General features: G+C 54.7%; 13 protein-coding genes and 1 riboswitch. Of the genes, 6 read left to right on the top strand and 7 right to left on the bottom strand.

The genetic code is table 11. The features are described 5' to 3' along the window. Nucleotides 1-86: 86 nt before the first annotated feature. From JJQ72_RS19015 to speE, 5 genes are all read right to left on the bottom strand, one after another. Nucleotides 87-761 (bottom strand): GNAT family N-acetyltransferase, encoded by a 675-nt coding sequence (locus tag JJQ72_RS19015; RefSeq protein ID WP_208204637.1) that lies wholly within the window; start codon nucleotides 759-761, stop codon nucleotides 87-89. A gap of 53 nt (nucleotides 762-814) precedes the next feature. After that, nucleotides 815-1,492, bottom strand: a complete 678-nt coding sequence (locus JJQ72_RS19010; protein WP_208204627.1) for a GNAT family N-acetyltransferase — start codon at nucleotides 1,490-1,492, stop codon at nucleotides 815-817. A 56-nt stretch (nucleotides 1,493-1,548) separates the two neighbouring features. After that, nucleotides 1,549-2,406 carry a carbon-nitrogen hydrolase family protein gene (locus JJQ72_RS19005; RefSeq protein ID WP_208204626.1) on the bottom strand — a complete coding sequence of 286 codons (858 nt, stop codon included), beginning with the start codon at nucleotides 2,404-2,406 and terminating at the stop codon, nucleotides 1,549-1,551. Nucleotides 2,407-2,568: 162 nt separating this feature from the next. After that, nucleotides 2,569-3,438, bottom strand: a complete 870-nt coding sequence (speB, locus tag JJQ72_RS19000) for an agmatinase (protein WP_208204625.1) — start codon at nucleotides 3,436-3,438, stop codon at nucleotides 2,569-2,571. 18 nt (nucleotides 3,439-3,456) lie between these two features. Next, nucleotides 3,457-4,284 (bottom strand): polyamine aminopropyltransferase, encoded by an 828-nt coding sequence (gene speE, locus JJQ72_RS18995; protein WP_208204624.1) that lies wholly within the window; start codon nucleotides 4,282-4,284, stop codon nucleotides 3,457-3,459. 331 nt (nucleotides 4,285-4,615) lie between these two features. On the opposite strand from speE, the gene JJQ72_RS18990 reads away from it, so the two are divergent. Continuing rightward, the gene (locus tag JJQ72_RS18990; RefSeq protein ID WP_208204623.1) at nucleotides 4,616-6,688 is read left to right on the top strand and encodes a transglycosylase domain-containing protein; all 2,073 of its coding nucleotides are present in this window, start codon (nucleotides 4,616-4,618) and stop codon (nucleotides 6,686-6,688) included. A 76-nt stretch (nucleotides 6,689-6,764) separates the two neighbouring features. Here the strand turns inward: JJQ72_RS18990 and JJQ72_RS18985 are convergent, their stop codons facing one another. Further along, nucleotides 6,765-7,697, bottom strand: coding sequence for a hypothetical protein (locus tag JJQ72_RS18985; protein WP_208204622.1), 933 nt, complete (start codon nucleotides 7,695-7,697; stop codon nucleotides 6,765-6,767). A gap of 194 nt (nucleotides 7,698-7,891) precedes the next feature. On the opposite strand from JJQ72_RS18985, the gene JJQ72_RS18980 reads away from it, so the two are divergent. The 3 genes from JJQ72_RS18980 (at nucleotide 7,892) to JJQ72_RS18970 (ending at nucleotide 10,480) form a co-directional block, all read left to right on the top strand. Then, nucleotides 7,892-8,632 (top strand): DNA-3-methyladenine glycosylase, encoded by a 741-nt coding sequence (locus JJQ72_RS18980; protein ID WP_208204636.1) that lies wholly within the window; start codon nucleotides 7,892-7,894, stop codon nucleotides 8,630-8,632. A 115-nt stretch (nucleotides 8,633-8,747) separates the two neighbouring features. Beyond that, nucleotides 8,748-9,140, top strand: coding sequence for a large-conductance mechanosensitive channel protein MscL (mscL, locus tag JJQ72_RS18975; RefSeq protein WP_138227554.1), 393 nt, complete (start codon nucleotides 8,748-8,750; stop codon nucleotides 9,138-9,140). Between the two features lie 161 nt (nucleotides 9,141-9,301). Then, complete coding sequence (locus tag JJQ72_RS18970) at nucleotides 9,302-10,480, top strand: copper amine oxidase N-terminal domain-containing protein (RefSeq protein WP_208204621.1); 1,179 nt, start codon at nucleotides 9,302-9,304, stop codon at nucleotides 10,478-10,480. A gap of 53 nt (nucleotides 10,481-10,533) precedes the next feature. Here JJQ72_RS18970 and JJQ72_RS18965 read toward each other — a convergent pair whose 3' ends face one another. Beyond that, on the bottom strand, nucleotides 10,534-11,040 hold the full coding sequence (locus JJQ72_RS18965) for a YwhD family protein (protein ID WP_138223978.1): 507 nt from the start codon (nucleotides 11,038-11,040) through the stop codon (nucleotides 10,534-10,536). 156 nt (nucleotides 11,041-11,196) lie between these two features. Between JJQ72_RS18965 and JJQ72_RS18960 the strand changes: the two genes are divergently transcribed. After that, nucleotides 11,197-13,185 carry a M1 family metallopeptidase gene (locus JJQ72_RS18960; protein WP_208204620.1) on the top strand — a complete coding sequence of 663 codons (1,989 nt, stop codon included), beginning with the start codon at nucleotides 11,197-11,199 and terminating at the stop codon, nucleotides 13,183-13,185. Between the two features lie 10 nt (nucleotides 13,186-13,195). Next, nucleotides 13,196-14,017: a hypothetical protein gene (locus JJQ72_RS18955; RefSeq protein WP_208204619.1), complete on the top strand. Its 822-nt coding sequence runs from the start codon at nucleotides 13,196-13,198 to the stop codon at nucleotides 14,015-14,017. 233 nt (nucleotides 14,018-14,250) lie between these two features. Then, nucleotides 14,251-14,390, top strand: a riboswitch (cyclic di-AMP (ydaO/yuaA leader). Nucleotides 14,391-14,392 lie beyond the last annotated feature (2 nt).

Here is a 14,392-nt window from a genome sequence, read left to right as displayed (position 1 = left end):
TACTACTATATCCAGTATAGAGCGCCAATTCAATTCTCATTTTCAAAAGCAGCCTGATCCGTGGTCAAGGATCAGGCTGCTGTTGTTTACAGCGGCAAAAGCGCTACAGTATCCCGCTTCTCCAGCTCGGCCACCATGTCACTCCAGGCCTGCGGCTTCTGCGGCAGCACCGCATAGTACCGCTTCAGGAAGCTTGCGATCAGCTCTGCCGGGAGCGTGTCCAGTGCATCGTCCGTCGGCATGAAGCAGAAGTCCAGCCCGCTGACGGCCTCCCCGTCGTTATTCCAGGACGGATGCACATACGCCAGATCTGTCCGCTTGTATCCCAGATGTGAGAGCACCTCGCGGCGCACGAACGGATCCATCGGCTTGACGCCGCCAAATGCGTGATCCTCTACGCGGTACGGATCGTATATTTCTGCGAACATGCCCAGCAGCTCCTGACCGCCGTTTCCTTGGGCCAGTGACATCAGGTCCTTCATTCGATTCTGTGCCAGGAAGCGGCCAATGGACAGCCCTTCGCGGCCGATAATGGTGAAGTCTGTCATAGCGACATTCCAGTCCTCGTAGTAGCGGTACTCTGTCGTGCCTACGACCTCCCCTTCATGCAGCGCCACGAATACGCGAATGCCAGGGTCCTCCAGCGGCTCCTTCCACAGGCTGTATTCCAGCACCTCCTCCGGTGGGAATACCTCCTTCATCAGGTCGTGCATTTTGCAAAACAGCGGGTCCTCAATATGGGTAATACGGATATATTCCATCATGCGTTAAGCCTCCTCTATGGATGGTTTATGTATCTTATGCCTTCAGCCCGTCAGCTCTTAAACGGGTTCTTCCATTCCATTAACACGGCGTACCCGCAGGATTCCTCATCCTCCAGATAATCTGCAGCAATGCCGGCCGGAGTCCGTCCGCACCGCAGCAAAAAGGTGATGACCGGGTCCTTGATTCGCCCCGACACCACTTCATCGACGTACTGGGCAGCCGTCAAGTCTGCGGCATGCTCCTGATAGCCCGGCATCCGCCCGCCGCCGAGCAGGCGGTTCAGGTCCAGCTCCACGGTAACATGATACAGCGCCTGCAGCAGCCATTTGCCGAGACCGAGCTTGCGAAATCTGGGCCGTACACAAATGTCGGCGATATACAGTGTATTGCCTTCACGGCAATGGGTCCGGATATAGCCATGATCCGTGACCTGGCTCCAGGAGCGAGGAGCTTCCCCAGGCTTCTCGTTCACAATGAGGGACGTGATGGACCCCGCCAGAACGCCGTCCACCTCTACACAAAGCGCCCCTTCGGGAAAGAGCTCCACATGGTTGTGGAGCTGCTCCTCATTCCACCACTGCTCCGCCGGATACGGCGGCGGAAAGGCCTCAGACTGGATCACAATCAGTTCTTCAAAATCCTCCGGCGTATAGCTTCGGATCAAAGCCGGAACGGGTGTACTGCTGTCAAACACATAAAAGGCTTGACGGTAAGCTGGTTGTGGCATCGTACACTGCACCTCCTGAGCGTGATGAGTATGAGCTTACTATCATGCAATAAAAGCTATTCCCAATCCGGGTAAAGATCCGTTCGGCGATCGCGCCAGGTCGTCACCGACCCTTTTTCCCGCACCTGGTACAGCAGCTCCAGATCCAGATCTGCGGTAATGATCATATCGTTGTTTAGCTCGCCCTCGGCCAGCAGACCCTGCGGCGGGAACGGAATATCATTCGGCGTAATCACGGCAGCCTGGCCGAAATTGGCACGCATTAAATCTACCGTAGGCAGTGATCCCACCGTGCCTGTCAGCACGACATAGACCTGGTTCTCGATCGCGCGGGCGTGGCTCGTATAGCGAACACGGTGGAAGCCATGCCGATCATCAGTACAGGACGGACAGAAGATGACATCAGCCCCCTTCGCTTTCGCCATCCGTACAATTTCCGGGAATTCAATGTCGTAGCAGGTCAGCATCGCAATGGTTCCTTTTTCCGTCTGAAATACCTGCAGTCCCTCGCCTGCACCCATATTCCAGCCCGTCACCTCGGACGGAGTAATATGAAGCTTCGCCTGCTCAGCCACCCTGCCATCAGGGTAGAACAGGTGAGCGACATTGTACAGCCTGCCCTCGCGGCGGATGACATGGGTTCCTCCGATAATGTGAATTCCATATTTCTGCGCGAAGCCCTGAAACAGCTCCCGGTAGCGCTCCGTGAAGCCTGGCAGGTCATTGATGCTCAGTGCCTGGCCCTGCTCATCGCCAATGGACATCAGCTGCGTGGTAAAGAATTCGGGAAACAGGACAAAATCAGCCTCAAATTCCTCAGCAGTCCGTATATAATGCTCGCACTGGGCAGCAAACTCCTCAAAGGAGGAGATGGTATGTAAATGATATTGAACGGCGGATACACGAAATTTCATAGTGCGCCTCCTTGGGTCTAATGGATTCAGATGTCTTCATTATAGCAATTTCCGCCCTGACCCACGCAAGTTTCCTATCAATGAAAAAAACCAGGCCCCTTCCTTATTCAGCTTGAATCGCTGAATAAGGAAAGGCTTGGTTTTATGAATAAAAGCCTGCGCCTAGCGCACGAATCCGAGCAGCATTTCGCGGATCAGCTTCGCGGCCACAATCTGCGTCTGCTCGCTAGGATCATAAATCGGAGCGACCTCCACCAGGTCACAGCCCACAACGTTCACATCGGAGTTCGCGATCAGGTGCACGGCCTCCAGCAGCTCCTTGGAGGTGATGCCGCCCGCTTCAGCCGTACCGGTGCCCGGCGCAGCCGATGGATCGAGCACGTCAATATCAATGGTCACGTACACGGGACGATTGCCCATGGAAGGCAATGCTTCCTTCAAGGGCTTGGCCACCTCGAACGGATGGAAGTTAATATGCTCACGTCCGTACTGAAACTCTTCACGCGATCCGGAACGAATGCCGAATTGATAAATGCTGCTGCCGCCCATCATCTCGGCCGCCTTGCGTACCGGTGTGGAGTGAGACAGCGGCTCACCCTCATAATGCTCCCGCAGGTCTGCGTGGGCATCAATATGGATGAGAATCAGGTCGGGATATTTCGCGTACATCTTCTGGATGATCGGCCAGGTTACGAGATGCTCGCCGCCGAGACCGACCGGAAACTTGCCGTCATCCAGCAGCTTGCCGATGTAATCTCCAATGACGTCAAGGCTGCGTGCTGCATTGCCGAAGGGCAGCATCAGGTCCCCTGCGTCAAAATAGGTCATGTCCTCGATGCTCTTGTCCAGATAAGGGCTGTACTCCTCCAGGCCGACCGAGGCCTGACGGATTCGCGCCGGGCCGAAGCGGGAGCCGGGACGGTAGCTGACGGTAAAGTCCATCGGCATCCCGTAGATCACCGCTTTGGAGGCCTCATAGTTATCGGAGCTCAAAATAAACACATTGCCGGAATATCCTTGTTCCAGTTTCATTCGCTGTGTGCTCCTCTCCTATTTCACCAGGTCTTCCACAAATTTAGGCAGAACGAATGCCGCCTTGTGCAGGCGAGGTGAATAGTACCTGGTATCCAGCTCAGCAATACTGGACTCGTCCACTTCCAGCGGATCATGCTTCTTGCTGCCCATCGTGAAGGTCCACAGACCGCTTGGGTAGGTTGGAATGTTCGCGCCGTACACCCGTACGATCGGGAAAATTTCCTTGACGTCGTTGTTCACCTTTTGGATCAGGTCTGCTTTGAACCAAGGGTTGTCGGTTTGGGCTACGAAAATGCCATCTTCCTTCAATGCCTCATAAATCCCTTGATAAAAGCCGCGCTCAAACAGCGGAGCAGCAGGACCTACCGGCTCGGTGGAGTCCACCATAATGACATCATATTCATTCTTGTGCTCATGGATATGCATGAAGCCGTCATTGACCAGCACCTCGACCTTCGGGTCGTCCAGCTTGCCGGCAATTTCCGGCAGGTACTGCTTGGAGTATTCGATAACCTTGCCGTCGATTTCAACGAGCACCGCTTTCTCAACGTCCGGATGCTTGATGACTTCCCGAATGACGCCGCCGTCTCCGCCGCCCACAACGAGCACCTTTTTCGGATTCGGATGCGTATTCAGAGCGGGGTGAGCGACCATCTCATGATAGACGAATTCATCCTTTACCGTCGTCATGACCATACCGTCCAGTACGAGCATCCGCCCGAATTCCTCCGTGTCGATCATATCCAGCTGTTGAAACTCCGTCTTCTCATGTACAAACGTTTCCCGAATCTTCGCTGTAATGCCGAACGTCGGGGTTTGCTTCTCCGTAAACCATAATTCCATCGTCTCTACCTTCTTTCCGCTAGAATAAATGTTCAGCCGTCCAGATCCAGGCCGCAAAACTTGATGCCGGCAGGTGCCGCGTATTGTTGTTTCACATCTTTTTCTATTGTACCAAACAAATTGTATTATATTAAATCAAGCCCAAAATGCAACCAAATTATCTAGCCTTTTCCCCGTCTGCCTCAATGCACTCACGTCCCCATGAATATCCTGCCAATAGAAGCCCCATAATGAATAACAGGATCGGCCTGAAAAAATCAGTGGGCAAACGATAAGTGCACTGAAGTCACACCCAGGCATCGTCCGCAAAAATAATGAAGGAGCTTCCGCGATGAACGGTTCGCAGCCTTTTTCCCGTAAACGCCGCAAGCCCTGGCCCCTCCGGCTCGCCATAAGCTTGGCTGTTGTCTGCCTGCTGGCCGTCCTCGCCAGCGCTGGAGTGCTCGGCTATTTGTATATTACACCCTTGCCAGTTGCCAAAACGGAGCGCGCCTCCCGGCTGCTGGACAGCCAGGGTGAGGTCATTGCCACGTTCTCGCCCGATGGACGCACCTCGGACCGGGTGGAGCTGTCTCACATCTCCCCGCTGCTAATTCAGGCCACGCTCGCCGTGGAGGACCGGAAGTTCTACCAGCATCCCGGGTTCGACCTGAAGGGCATGGCCCGTGCCGTGCTGGTGAATCTCCAGCACTGGAACAGCAAGCAGGGAGCCAGCACGCTGACCCAGCAGCTCGCGCGCAATCTGTATCTCTCCCACGAGAAGACGCTGGAGCGCAAGCTAAAAGAAGCTCGTTATACCGTGCAGCTGGAAATGAAATATTCGAAGGACGACATTCTGGAGATGTACCTGAACGAAATTTACTACGGACACGGCGCCTACGGCATTGAATCGGCTGCCCGTCTGTATTTCGACAAGTCCGCGAAGGAGCTGAATCTGGCCGAAAGCGCGATGCTGGCTGGCATTCCGAAGGGGCCTACGTATTACTCTCCATACAATCACCTGGAGAACGCAATGAACCGGCAGAAGCTGGTGCTGCAGGCGATGGTAGAGTCCGGAGACATTACACAGCAGGAAGCAGAGAAGGCTTCTTCCGCACAGCTTGCCCTGCTGCCTCAGGATCGTCAGGAGAACAAGGCGGTCGCCTCTTACTTTCGGGATTATGTCAAAGGCCTGCTGACCAGCACCTTTCAAATTACAGAGCAGCAGCTCCAGCAGGGCGGACTGGATATTTATACGACACTCGATCCCCGCGCTCAGGCAGCCGCAGAGGCGGCGGTGGCAGCGGAGCTGAAGGGGGACACCGAGCTGGAGACCGCCCTGGTGTCAGTCGATCCGCGGAACGGCCACCTGAAAGCGATGGTCGGCGGCCGGGATTACCGCCAGAATCAGTACAACCATGCCCTGGCTCAAACCCGCCAGCCCGGCTCTGCCTTTAAGCCGATTATGTATCTAGCCGCGCTATCCTCGCGGCAGATGACCAGTGTCACCCTGTTCAACAGCCAGCCCACCCTGTTTCATTATGATGATAACCGCAAAACCTACCAGCCCAGCAATTTCGGGGGCAAATATTGGGGCGAGATCAATATGAAGCAGGCGATCGCGGCCTCGGACAATATTTATGCCGTGAATACGATTATGCAGATCGGTACAGATCAAGTGACGGACATGGCGCGCCGGATGGGCATTACGAGCAGCCTGGAAGAGGTGCCCTCGCTCGCTCTGGGCACCTCTCCAGTCAGCCCGCTGGAGATGGCTTCCGCCTTCTCTACGCTGGCCGGCGGCGGGCGGCGCATGCCGGTGACCGCCATTCTCAGCATTACGGATGCCGCCGGACGCAAGCTGTACACGGCTCCAGAGGCAGCCGGAGAGCAGGTCGTAGAGCCGGCGGCAGCTTATATACTGACCCGCATGATGGAAAGCGTCTTTGAGGATGGCGGAACCGGCCGAAGAGTATCGGCGCTGATGAAGCGTCCCGTTGCTGGCAAAACCGGCACCACCGACACGGACGCCTGGCTGGTCGGGTACACGCCGGAGCTTGCAACGGCCGTTTGGGTCGGTTATGACAAGGGGCGCGAAATTTCAACGAGTGAGGCGCGGCATGCTGCCCCTATTTTTGCCCAGTTTACGGAAGAGGTGCTGGAGAACGTGCCCCCGAAGATTTTTCCGATCCCGGAAGGAGTCGTCAGCTTGTATATCGATCCCACTACCGGTTTGCGGGCCGGACCGGACTGTCCTGCCAAGACGCTCGAGGTATTTCTGCCCGGCACGGAGCCGTCCGAGTATTGCAGCCATGGCGGTGAGCCGGCTTCTGAAGAGAAAGAGGATACCCTTGGAGATGCCGAGAAACAGAAGCAGCAGGAGCATTCCTGGTGGTCTCATTTCAAGCGGTGGTGGGTAGAGTAAAGCGTACAATGGATTGTCAAAAAGGAGCTTCCCTCGGGTTCGGGGAGCTCCTTTTTGGGCGGTGCTATGAGATCAATCAGAATCCTAGTCCGTTAACGATCATGCTCATCAGCGACCTGCCGATGAGCATGATGGTAACGAGCAGGGCCGCATAGACCAGCAGGATACTGTACAGCACATCCATGTTGCCTCGCCCTGCTTGATTGAAGTACCCTGTTATGATCAGGGCAGGGACCGTGAAATATGCACCGACCAGACCGATGATAAGCAGCATGCTGCCCAGGCTGGTTCCCATGGAAATCAGCAGTGATGAGATCATCATGAGGGCGATAAACGGCACGAGCAGCGTTCCGTAACGCGCAATGACTTCTTTAATATGTACGTTTGAAGAGCTGGACAGCTTCACCGCGCCCGCAGTGTACACCGCGCTCAACCCCGTCAGCACGAGCAGCCAGAACCATGGCTTGAGGACAATTTCTGTAAAAGGACTGCGGCCTATGGAGTATTCGATCAAATTCCGTCCGTTACTGCCGATCATAATATAAACCAGCAACGGAATGAGCAGGGTAAATAAAACGATAGAAATGACGCCGTTGACCAGCTGCTCGCTGCCGGTTCTTTGTGCAGCGGCTAACGGACTTTTCAGAACCTCCAGGGCATAGCTTATGTATATTCGAGAGCCGTCCTTGGCCTGATCCAGGTAAGCGGCCGCCTTGGACGGCTCTGGCTCCTGTTTCGACGAGGAAGAAGTATGTACAACGGGCGCTGGCACCGATGAAGAGGGTGAATAATAGGTCTGGCCTGCCGACAGTTCCCGCTCCGGATGCTCGCTGTGCTCCACGCTGGCAGCCTCCTCCCGGAGCTCAGGCGCTTCAGCTTGTACCGTTTCAGGCTGCACTGCCCCATCCCTGCTGTTCTCCACCTCCGGCGCTGTGCTCAGCATCGCCCCGCATTTCTCACAATACGCTCCTCTGACCTGCTGCTCTTGTCCGCAAATTGGACAATTCATGGTATGCCTCCTTTACCGATTTCTTTGCCCCTCCCTCCAGGCTGTAACCTGACGCTTTGACACGCCGGGCTTTACTTGAAAGCGTAAATTGGGGACGATTCAGGTAATAGTATATAGATGCTTTTCCGGGATGAAAAGTATTTTCTGCCCGGTAAACGATACTTCATTTTATAGGAAAGGAAGGACATTCGTTGATGGACACATTACGCTACAGCAGCCCTGACGGGCCTGAAGATCATGAACGCGCAGGCAGCGGGACGGCTGCAAACTCCTTAGCTCCCCATGCCCCGGCCTCCCCGCAAGCCTTGCCTCCGGAGCTATACAGCCTTCCGGCACTAGAGGCCGCCCCGCGGCTGCTGAATCAAATTCTGGTGCGGCGCACGGAGGACGGTGAAATCCGCTGCCGTATTGTCGAAACCGAGAGCTACGGCGGGGTGGAGGATAAAGGCTCGCATGCTTATGCCGCCCGCCGAACCCCCCGGACAGAAACGATGTTTCATCCGGGGGGAGAAGCCTACGTGTATTTGATATACGGCATGTACCACTGCCTGAATCTTGTGACGGGGCCAGCGGATGATCCTCAGGCCGTTCTAATCCGTGCGGTGGAGCCGCTCACCCCGCATGATGCTGCCCTGATGCAGCGCTACCGCGCCCGGATTCCCGGCGGCAAAGCTGTGAATGTAAGCAACGGCCCCGGCAAGCTGTGTCTTGCGCTCCGCATTGATAAGAGCCTGAACGGCTGCTCTCTGATGCAGCCTGGCGGTCCCTTGCACCTGCAGCAGGGTGGCGACGTATCCTCCCTGAATATTGTGCAGGCACCGCGCATCAACATTCCGTATGCGGAGGAGTATGCGGAAGAGCCGTGGCGTTTTTATATCCAGGACCATCCCTATGTCTCGATCCGGGACAAGAACGCCCGGCCGTTTCATTTTTAACCGCATTTCTCCTTCTCCTGCCCTTTGCGCCCCTGGCGGTCCTGTGATATGTTTAGCTTCAAATGGTTCAAACATTGAACTCAAGGCTGGAGGGGCATGAACGTTGAAGCAATGGATGAAGGATTTTAAGAAATTTGCACTGAAGGGCAATATACTGGAGCTGGCGATCGGGGTCATCATCGGCGGAGCTTTTGGCAAAATTGTAACCTCGCTCGTCAATGACCTGCTGATGCCGGTGCTGGGCTTGCTGCTTGGCGGCCTCGACTTGTCGGCACTGCAGTACACGTTTAATGGCGTGGAGCTGAAATACGGAGCTTTTTTACAGACCGTGCTGGATTTCGTCATCGTGGCGTTCTCCATCTTTATGTTCATTAAAGGACTGAGCATGCTGAAACGCAAAGAGGAGGAAGAGGAAGCGAAGCCTCCTGCACCGCCAGAGCCATCCAAGGAGGAGCTGCTGCTGGCCGAAATCCGCGATATCCTTAAAGAGCAGCAGATCCGTCCATAAAGAAGCAGGGGTACTCGGCATGTCGGGTACCCCTTTGCTATGGCCAGCAGTAGGATTCTGCAGGCTTGTATGAGATATCGTGAAACTTTTTCCACTTTCAGGACGTCTATGTTAATAATGCCAACTATATGACCATTTTATTTGAATGGAGGCCTCCTGCCATGAATATTCCAAAAGCAAGCAAGATCGCCGGCGCAGCCGTGCTGGCCCTCTCGATCGGGTTCACTCCTGCACCTTCTACGCTGACGGGCTTGAACACGCATGCCGCGGCTGCTGCCTCAGAGACCAGCCCATCACCATTCCAGCTGCGACTGGAGCATTCGCCGTTCAAGCTGAACGGCCAGGTATATGTACCTTTAAAAGAGCTGTCCGCGTCACTAGATCTCCTGGTCACGCCGTCGAATGATAAAAAGAACGTGCTGGCGCTGGGACCAAAGCAGTCCCTGACACTGACACCCGGCCGTTCCAGCGCTGTGAACGCGACAGGGCAGGTTGTAAAGCTGGACGGCGCCGTAATTGTAAAAAAGGGAGTTACCTACGTTCCTGCTTCCCTGCTATCCCGCTACTTCGGGGCTAACGTCCAGTGGAGCGGCGGCACGAGCGTCAAGCTCACCGCCCAAGCCCCGCGTTATGTCGCTGCCCAAACCGGTAATATGATCTTCTGGCTGGACAAGGAGAGTGGCAAGCTGCTCCTGGGCAGCCAAGGAAAAGCCATGTCTCCCGCCGGAAGCATCACCCTGCGGCACCCGGACCTGCTGGATCTGTCAGTCCGTAAAGTGAACAAGGACAGCTACGTCCTGGATCTCCTGAATGCTTACGGCGAGCCGCATATTCATGAAACACGCCATCGGGTGCTTGTTTATCAAGGTCAGACCGTCAAGGAAAGCAGTACCTATTATGGAAATTTCAGTGGACGACCCATTTTACCGAATGTCGGGGGCTTTAAAGGACATATTCCCATGATGGACGGCAGCAAGCTAGAGATCGTACACCCGACAGGCAAAACGGTCAAGACCTACGATTTGGCTCAAAGCACCGGCCTTTCGGGGGATTTCTCGGTGGAAGTCATCGAAGAGAAGTTTCTGCTGGTTCGTCCTTTAAAGGAAGCCGTCCTGTATCTTATTCATCCTGTGACCGGGGAAGCCAAGCTGCTCTACCCTGAGCTGCTCAGTGATCAAGCGATCGAGGTCATTCAGACCTATCCAACAAATGAATCCGATTTTGATGGCGATGGCTTGGCCTATACCGGGTATCGTAACGGAACCCTGACCTTTCAATGGAATTACAGCACATTCCTTCTGAAAGAGAGCGGCACGTTTACGTACAAGCTACCTTTCTAAACGTATGACCATACCAAAAGACGCCGGGCATCCATCACCCCGGCGTCTTGCTGTTATTCCTCGAGAGCCTGCTTCACATACTCCGGTGTAGCATCCCACCACTCTTGATTCTTCTCAATAAGCAGCTGCTTCAGGGCCTGCTTCTCCTGACTTCCCAAGCCTTCGAGCATCACTTTGCGCTTCAGCGAAGCATCCAGCCTGTTCACATGCTCGGCGAGAATTTTCCAGCCGCGCTTGTTCTCCTCGTCAATCAGCATCTCGCAGGCGGTCATGCCGCCGTAGTGCTGTCCTTCCGGCGTCCGGTCTACAGCGACCCATACAATCCACACCTGGCGTCCGTTAGGCACCTCTTCCCGGTCCGTAAAAAATTTAATGCCCCGCTCCACCTTGCTCTTGGCGTGCATGGCCCCGATCTCGATCTTGGCTTCCCCGCGGTCAATAATGACCGGCGACACACTATTAAGGTCAATCGACCCTGCTCCGAATCCTTTATGCTTGCTCTTACTGTTTATGATGTTCAAGGCAATCTGCTTCTTGCCCTGCGGCTCCTGATTGTCCATGCTTCTTTAACCCTCCTGTAGGTACAGTGAAGAACACTGTCTTTAGGCTGCAAGGCTGTCATAGGCCCTGTCCGTAATTAATTTTATTTTAACTAATAATCATCCCATTGCAAACATATACATGCTGTACATGCTTGTCAACGGGAGGTTATTGAAATGGTCCCACCACGTATCCAGGTCTTTCTCTCATCCATGCTCGCGCTCGTCATGCTGGCAGGAGCATTCCTGCTCATTGCCCGGTTCAGCGGTACGGCCGACCCCGCTTTCGGTCCGGAATCCGGGACAGCACCGTCTGCCGTCAAAGCGCCGCTGTCCCCGCCCAAGGTGCAGCCCGATCTGCCGGCCCCTGCCCTCAGCAACCGGCTGGTGGAGTATCACATGGATGTGCGCCTGACGCCGGAAGAGAACCAGTTGACCGGAACACAGACCCTGACCTGGACTCATCCGGGAAAAAAAGCCGTCACCGAGCTTTATTTTCACCTCTATCCCAATGCATTTGCTTCCAAAGATACAACCTTTATGAAGGAATCCGGCGGACGTCTCCGTTCGGATACCATGCCACAGGACGGCTTCGGCTCGATGAGCATTACCGAGGTCAAGACGACAGACGGACTCTCACTGCTGCACCGGCTTCAGTACGTACAGCCGGATGACGGCAATATCAACGATCAGACGCTGGTCAAGCTTCGCCTGCCCCGGCCGGTAAAAGGCGGGGAGAGCATCACCCTGCATCTTGGATTTCAAGTGGAGCTGCCTAAAATATTCGCGCGAATGGGAAGCGCGGGGGATTTCACAATGGCCGGGCAGTGGTTTCCGAAGCTCAGTGTCTATGAGCCAGCAGGAACGCGGGGAGCCTCTGAGGAGGGCTGGAACCTTCATCAGTATCACGGAAATTCTGAATTTTATGCCGATTTCGGCATCTACAGCGTACGCATCCGTGTACCGGAGCATTATATCGTCGCCGCGACCGGCTTCCCGACCAAATCCGCAGTCACATCGGACGGCGAAAAAATATATCAGTTTTATGCCGATGATGTCCACGATTTCGCCTGGGCGGCATCCCCTGATTTTATCGCTGCCGAAGAAGCTTTTTCAGCACCCGGGGTGCCGGGAGTCAAGATTAAGCTGTATCTTGATCCGCTGCACAAGCATCTGAAGGACCGCTATTTCGATGCAGCCAAAGCGGCTCTGAAATCCTACAGCAAGTGGTACGGGACGTATCCATACTCCACTCTGTCCATTGTCGTGCCTCCCGAAGAGGGCAATGGCGCCGGCGGCATGGAGTACCCGACACTCATCACAGCCTTCGGGGCCAAGGATGATTCCCCTGGCTATGAGCTGGAGCGCACAGTCATTCATGAGATCGGCCACCAGTATTTCTACGGCATGATAGCCAGCAATGAATTTGAAGAAGCCTGGCTCGATGAAGCCTTCACTTCTTACGCGGAGGAAAAGGTGATGGAGCTGGAATACGGCCTCACTCCGAACACGGCAGCCCAGGCTGCGTCCATTGCCAAGCCCTCCTCCCTGACGCAGGAGGCATGGAAATACGGCTCCCACCAGCATTATGCCCAAAACGTGTATACCCGTGGCAAGCTGGTGCTTCAGGACATTCAGCGGCATGTCGGTGCGAAGACGATGGAGAGGATCATGAAAGCCTATGCCCAAAAATATCGCTTCAAGCATCCCACTACAGCGGACTTCCAGCAGGTTGTAGAGCAGATCACCGAATCATCATGGCAGAGCTATTTCGACCACTATGTGTATGGCGCACAGATGATGGATGTTGCCGTGGAAAGTATTGAGGGGGCCTCCACCGGTACAGCAGACCATCCTTCCTATACGACCACAGTGACGCTGAGCAGCCGGGGAGGACCGGTTCACCAGGTGCCCGTGACGTTCGCTTTTGAGAATGGAGAAACGATCCGCCGGGTGTGGGACGGCAGCGGCGAGGCTGCACGCTTCAAGGTGACCTCCTCCTCCCCGCTGATCTGGGCGATGGCTGATCCCGACTACACGATGGTGCTTGAGAACAAGCATGTGAACAACTATTTAAAGGCCGGCATGGAGGCCAAGCAGGTGACACGCTGGAACCTGAGCGTCACCAAGCTGATCGAGACGCTGTACGGAGCGCTGTCATGGTAGGGGGGATTATATGAGAACATACGCGGGTTTAGGATGGGGAAGTGTGAAGGATCAGTTTTATGTCATCATTCTGCTGTTTGTATATCGGCTGCTCTGGGGGTACTGCCTGTATCGCCTCATTTCCTCCATCGTCGTGCCGCTGCTGCTGCGATACCCCGATCCCGCTCCGCATGAGCTGAGCAGACTGCTTTATTTTTTTGAAGGAGAGCTGGCATTGACCCGCGGCGGCCTGCTTCCCGGTGCTGTATGGATGCTGATTCTCCTTGCGGCTGTGCATATTCTGCTGACTCCCTGCATTCGGGCCGGAATGATGTATCATCTTCACCGGGAAGCCGAGGGGGAGCGGGGGCTGTTTCTTTTTCAAGGCATGCGGAAGCTGTGGAAGCCCTTGACGCTGTTCTATATCCTGGAGCTGATCCTGCTGGGTCTGCCCTTGTATTGGTTACTTCCGGAGGCCCTGCCTTCCTTCATTGAAGCAGCCCGTCATCCGCAGGCGCTGCTGCAGCCGGGACTCTGGGTGCTGGGATGGCTTCTGTATGTATGGATCATCCGTCTGGCTTTGCTGTACATGCAGTTTGGATATACGTCCGGCACAGGAACTCCCGCAGCCCTGCTCTTGTTCCTGCGCCGCCTCGGCAGCGCGCTTCCGCTCTCCCTGCTCATTGGCGGCCTGGCCCTGCTGTCCTCGTTACTGATCGGCGGGATGTCCTTATGGTGGTCGGGCCTGATCGGCCTATTGCTGCAGCAGGCTTCCTATTTCCTGAAGAGCCTTTTTCAGGTGTGGGGAATGGCCTCACAGTATCACGTATTTAAATCATCATCTACAAAATAAAGAATTATCGGTCCACTAAAAAAGGAGCTGCCGACAAGATTGAATCTTGTGGCGACAGCTCCTTTTTGCTGTTTCCCGGGACATCCGTTTCTTTTTTTATTAAATATCGTTCCTTTGTTTGCCAAAATGTAAATACTCTGCTAAAATAACGAAAGTGATAGTAACAAATTTGTCATCTTGATGTCATCATTTATGTACCTAGCCATATTGTCGTTGAGTCCAATACTTTAACATTTTTCAGAAAGCCGAATTTCCGAATGTAAGGAAAACGGGGGATCCGTCCTGGGTGAATTGACCTTGTAACAGAGGGGTCATAGGTTAACCTTCTCAACCGAACCCTTAAGCTAACCTCGCAGGCTTGGAAGGAGCTTTTCA

It is taken from the genome of Paenibacillus sp. F411 (genome assembly GCF_017582705.1).
Lineage (GTDB): Bacteria > Bacillota > Bacilli > Paenibacillales > Paenibacillaceae > Paenibacillus_AQ > Paenibacillus_AQ algicola.
Note: the sequence above shows the minus strand (reverse complement) of the source record. Positions and strands in the feature narration are given on the sequence as shown.

Bases quoted from the DNA above. Each gene is read 5' to 3' on its own strand.
- JJQ72_RS19015 (WP_208204637.1), bottom strand. From the start codon at position 761: ATGGAATATATCCGTATTACCCATATTGAGGACCCGCTGTTTTGCAAA.
- JJQ72_RS19010 (WP_208204627.1), bottom strand. From the start codon at position 1,492: ATGCCACAACCAGCTTACCGTCAAGCCTTTTATGTGTTTGACAGCAGT.
- JJQ72_RS19005 (WP_208204626.1), bottom strand. From the start codon at position 2,406: ATGAAATTTCGTGTATCCGCCGTTCAATATCATTTACATACCATCTCC.
- speB (WP_208204625.1), bottom strand. From the start codon at position 3,438: ATGAAACTGGAACAAGGATATTCCGGCAATGTGTTTATTTTGAGCTCC.
- speE (WP_208204624.1), bottom strand. From the start codon at position 4,284: ATGGAATTATGGTTTACGGAGAAGCAAACCCCGACGTTCGGCATTACA.
- JJQ72_RS18990 (WP_208204623.1), top strand. From the start codon at position 4,616: ATGAACGGTTCGCAGCCTTTTTCCCGTAAACGCCGCAAGCCCTGGCCC.
- JJQ72_RS18985 (WP_208204622.1), bottom strand. From the start codon at position 7,697: ATGAATTGTCCAATTTGCGGACAAGAGCAGCAGGTCAGAGGAGCGTAT.
- JJQ72_RS18980 (WP_208204636.1), top strand. From the start codon at position 7,892: ATGGACACATTACGCTACAGCAGCCCTGACGGGCCTGAAGATCATGAA.
- mscL (WP_138227554.1), top strand. From the start codon at position 8,748: ATGAAGGATTTTAAGAAATTTGCACTGAAGGGCAATATACTGGAGCTG.
- JJQ72_RS18970 (WP_208204621.1), top strand. From the start codon at position 9,302: ATGAATATTCCAAAAGCAAGCAAGATCGCCGGCGCAGCCGTGCTGGCC.
- JJQ72_RS18965 (WP_138223978.1), bottom strand. From the start codon at position 11,040: ATGGACAATCAGGAGCCGCAGGGCAAGAAGCAGATTGCCTTGAACATC.
- JJQ72_RS18960 (WP_208204620.1), top strand. From the start codon at position 11,197: ATGGTCCCACCACGTATCCAGGTCTTTCTCTCATCCATGCTCGCGCTC.
- JJQ72_RS18955 (WP_208204619.1), top strand. From the start codon at position 13,196: ATGAGAACATACGCGGGTTTAGGATGGGGAAGTGTGAAGGATCAGTTT.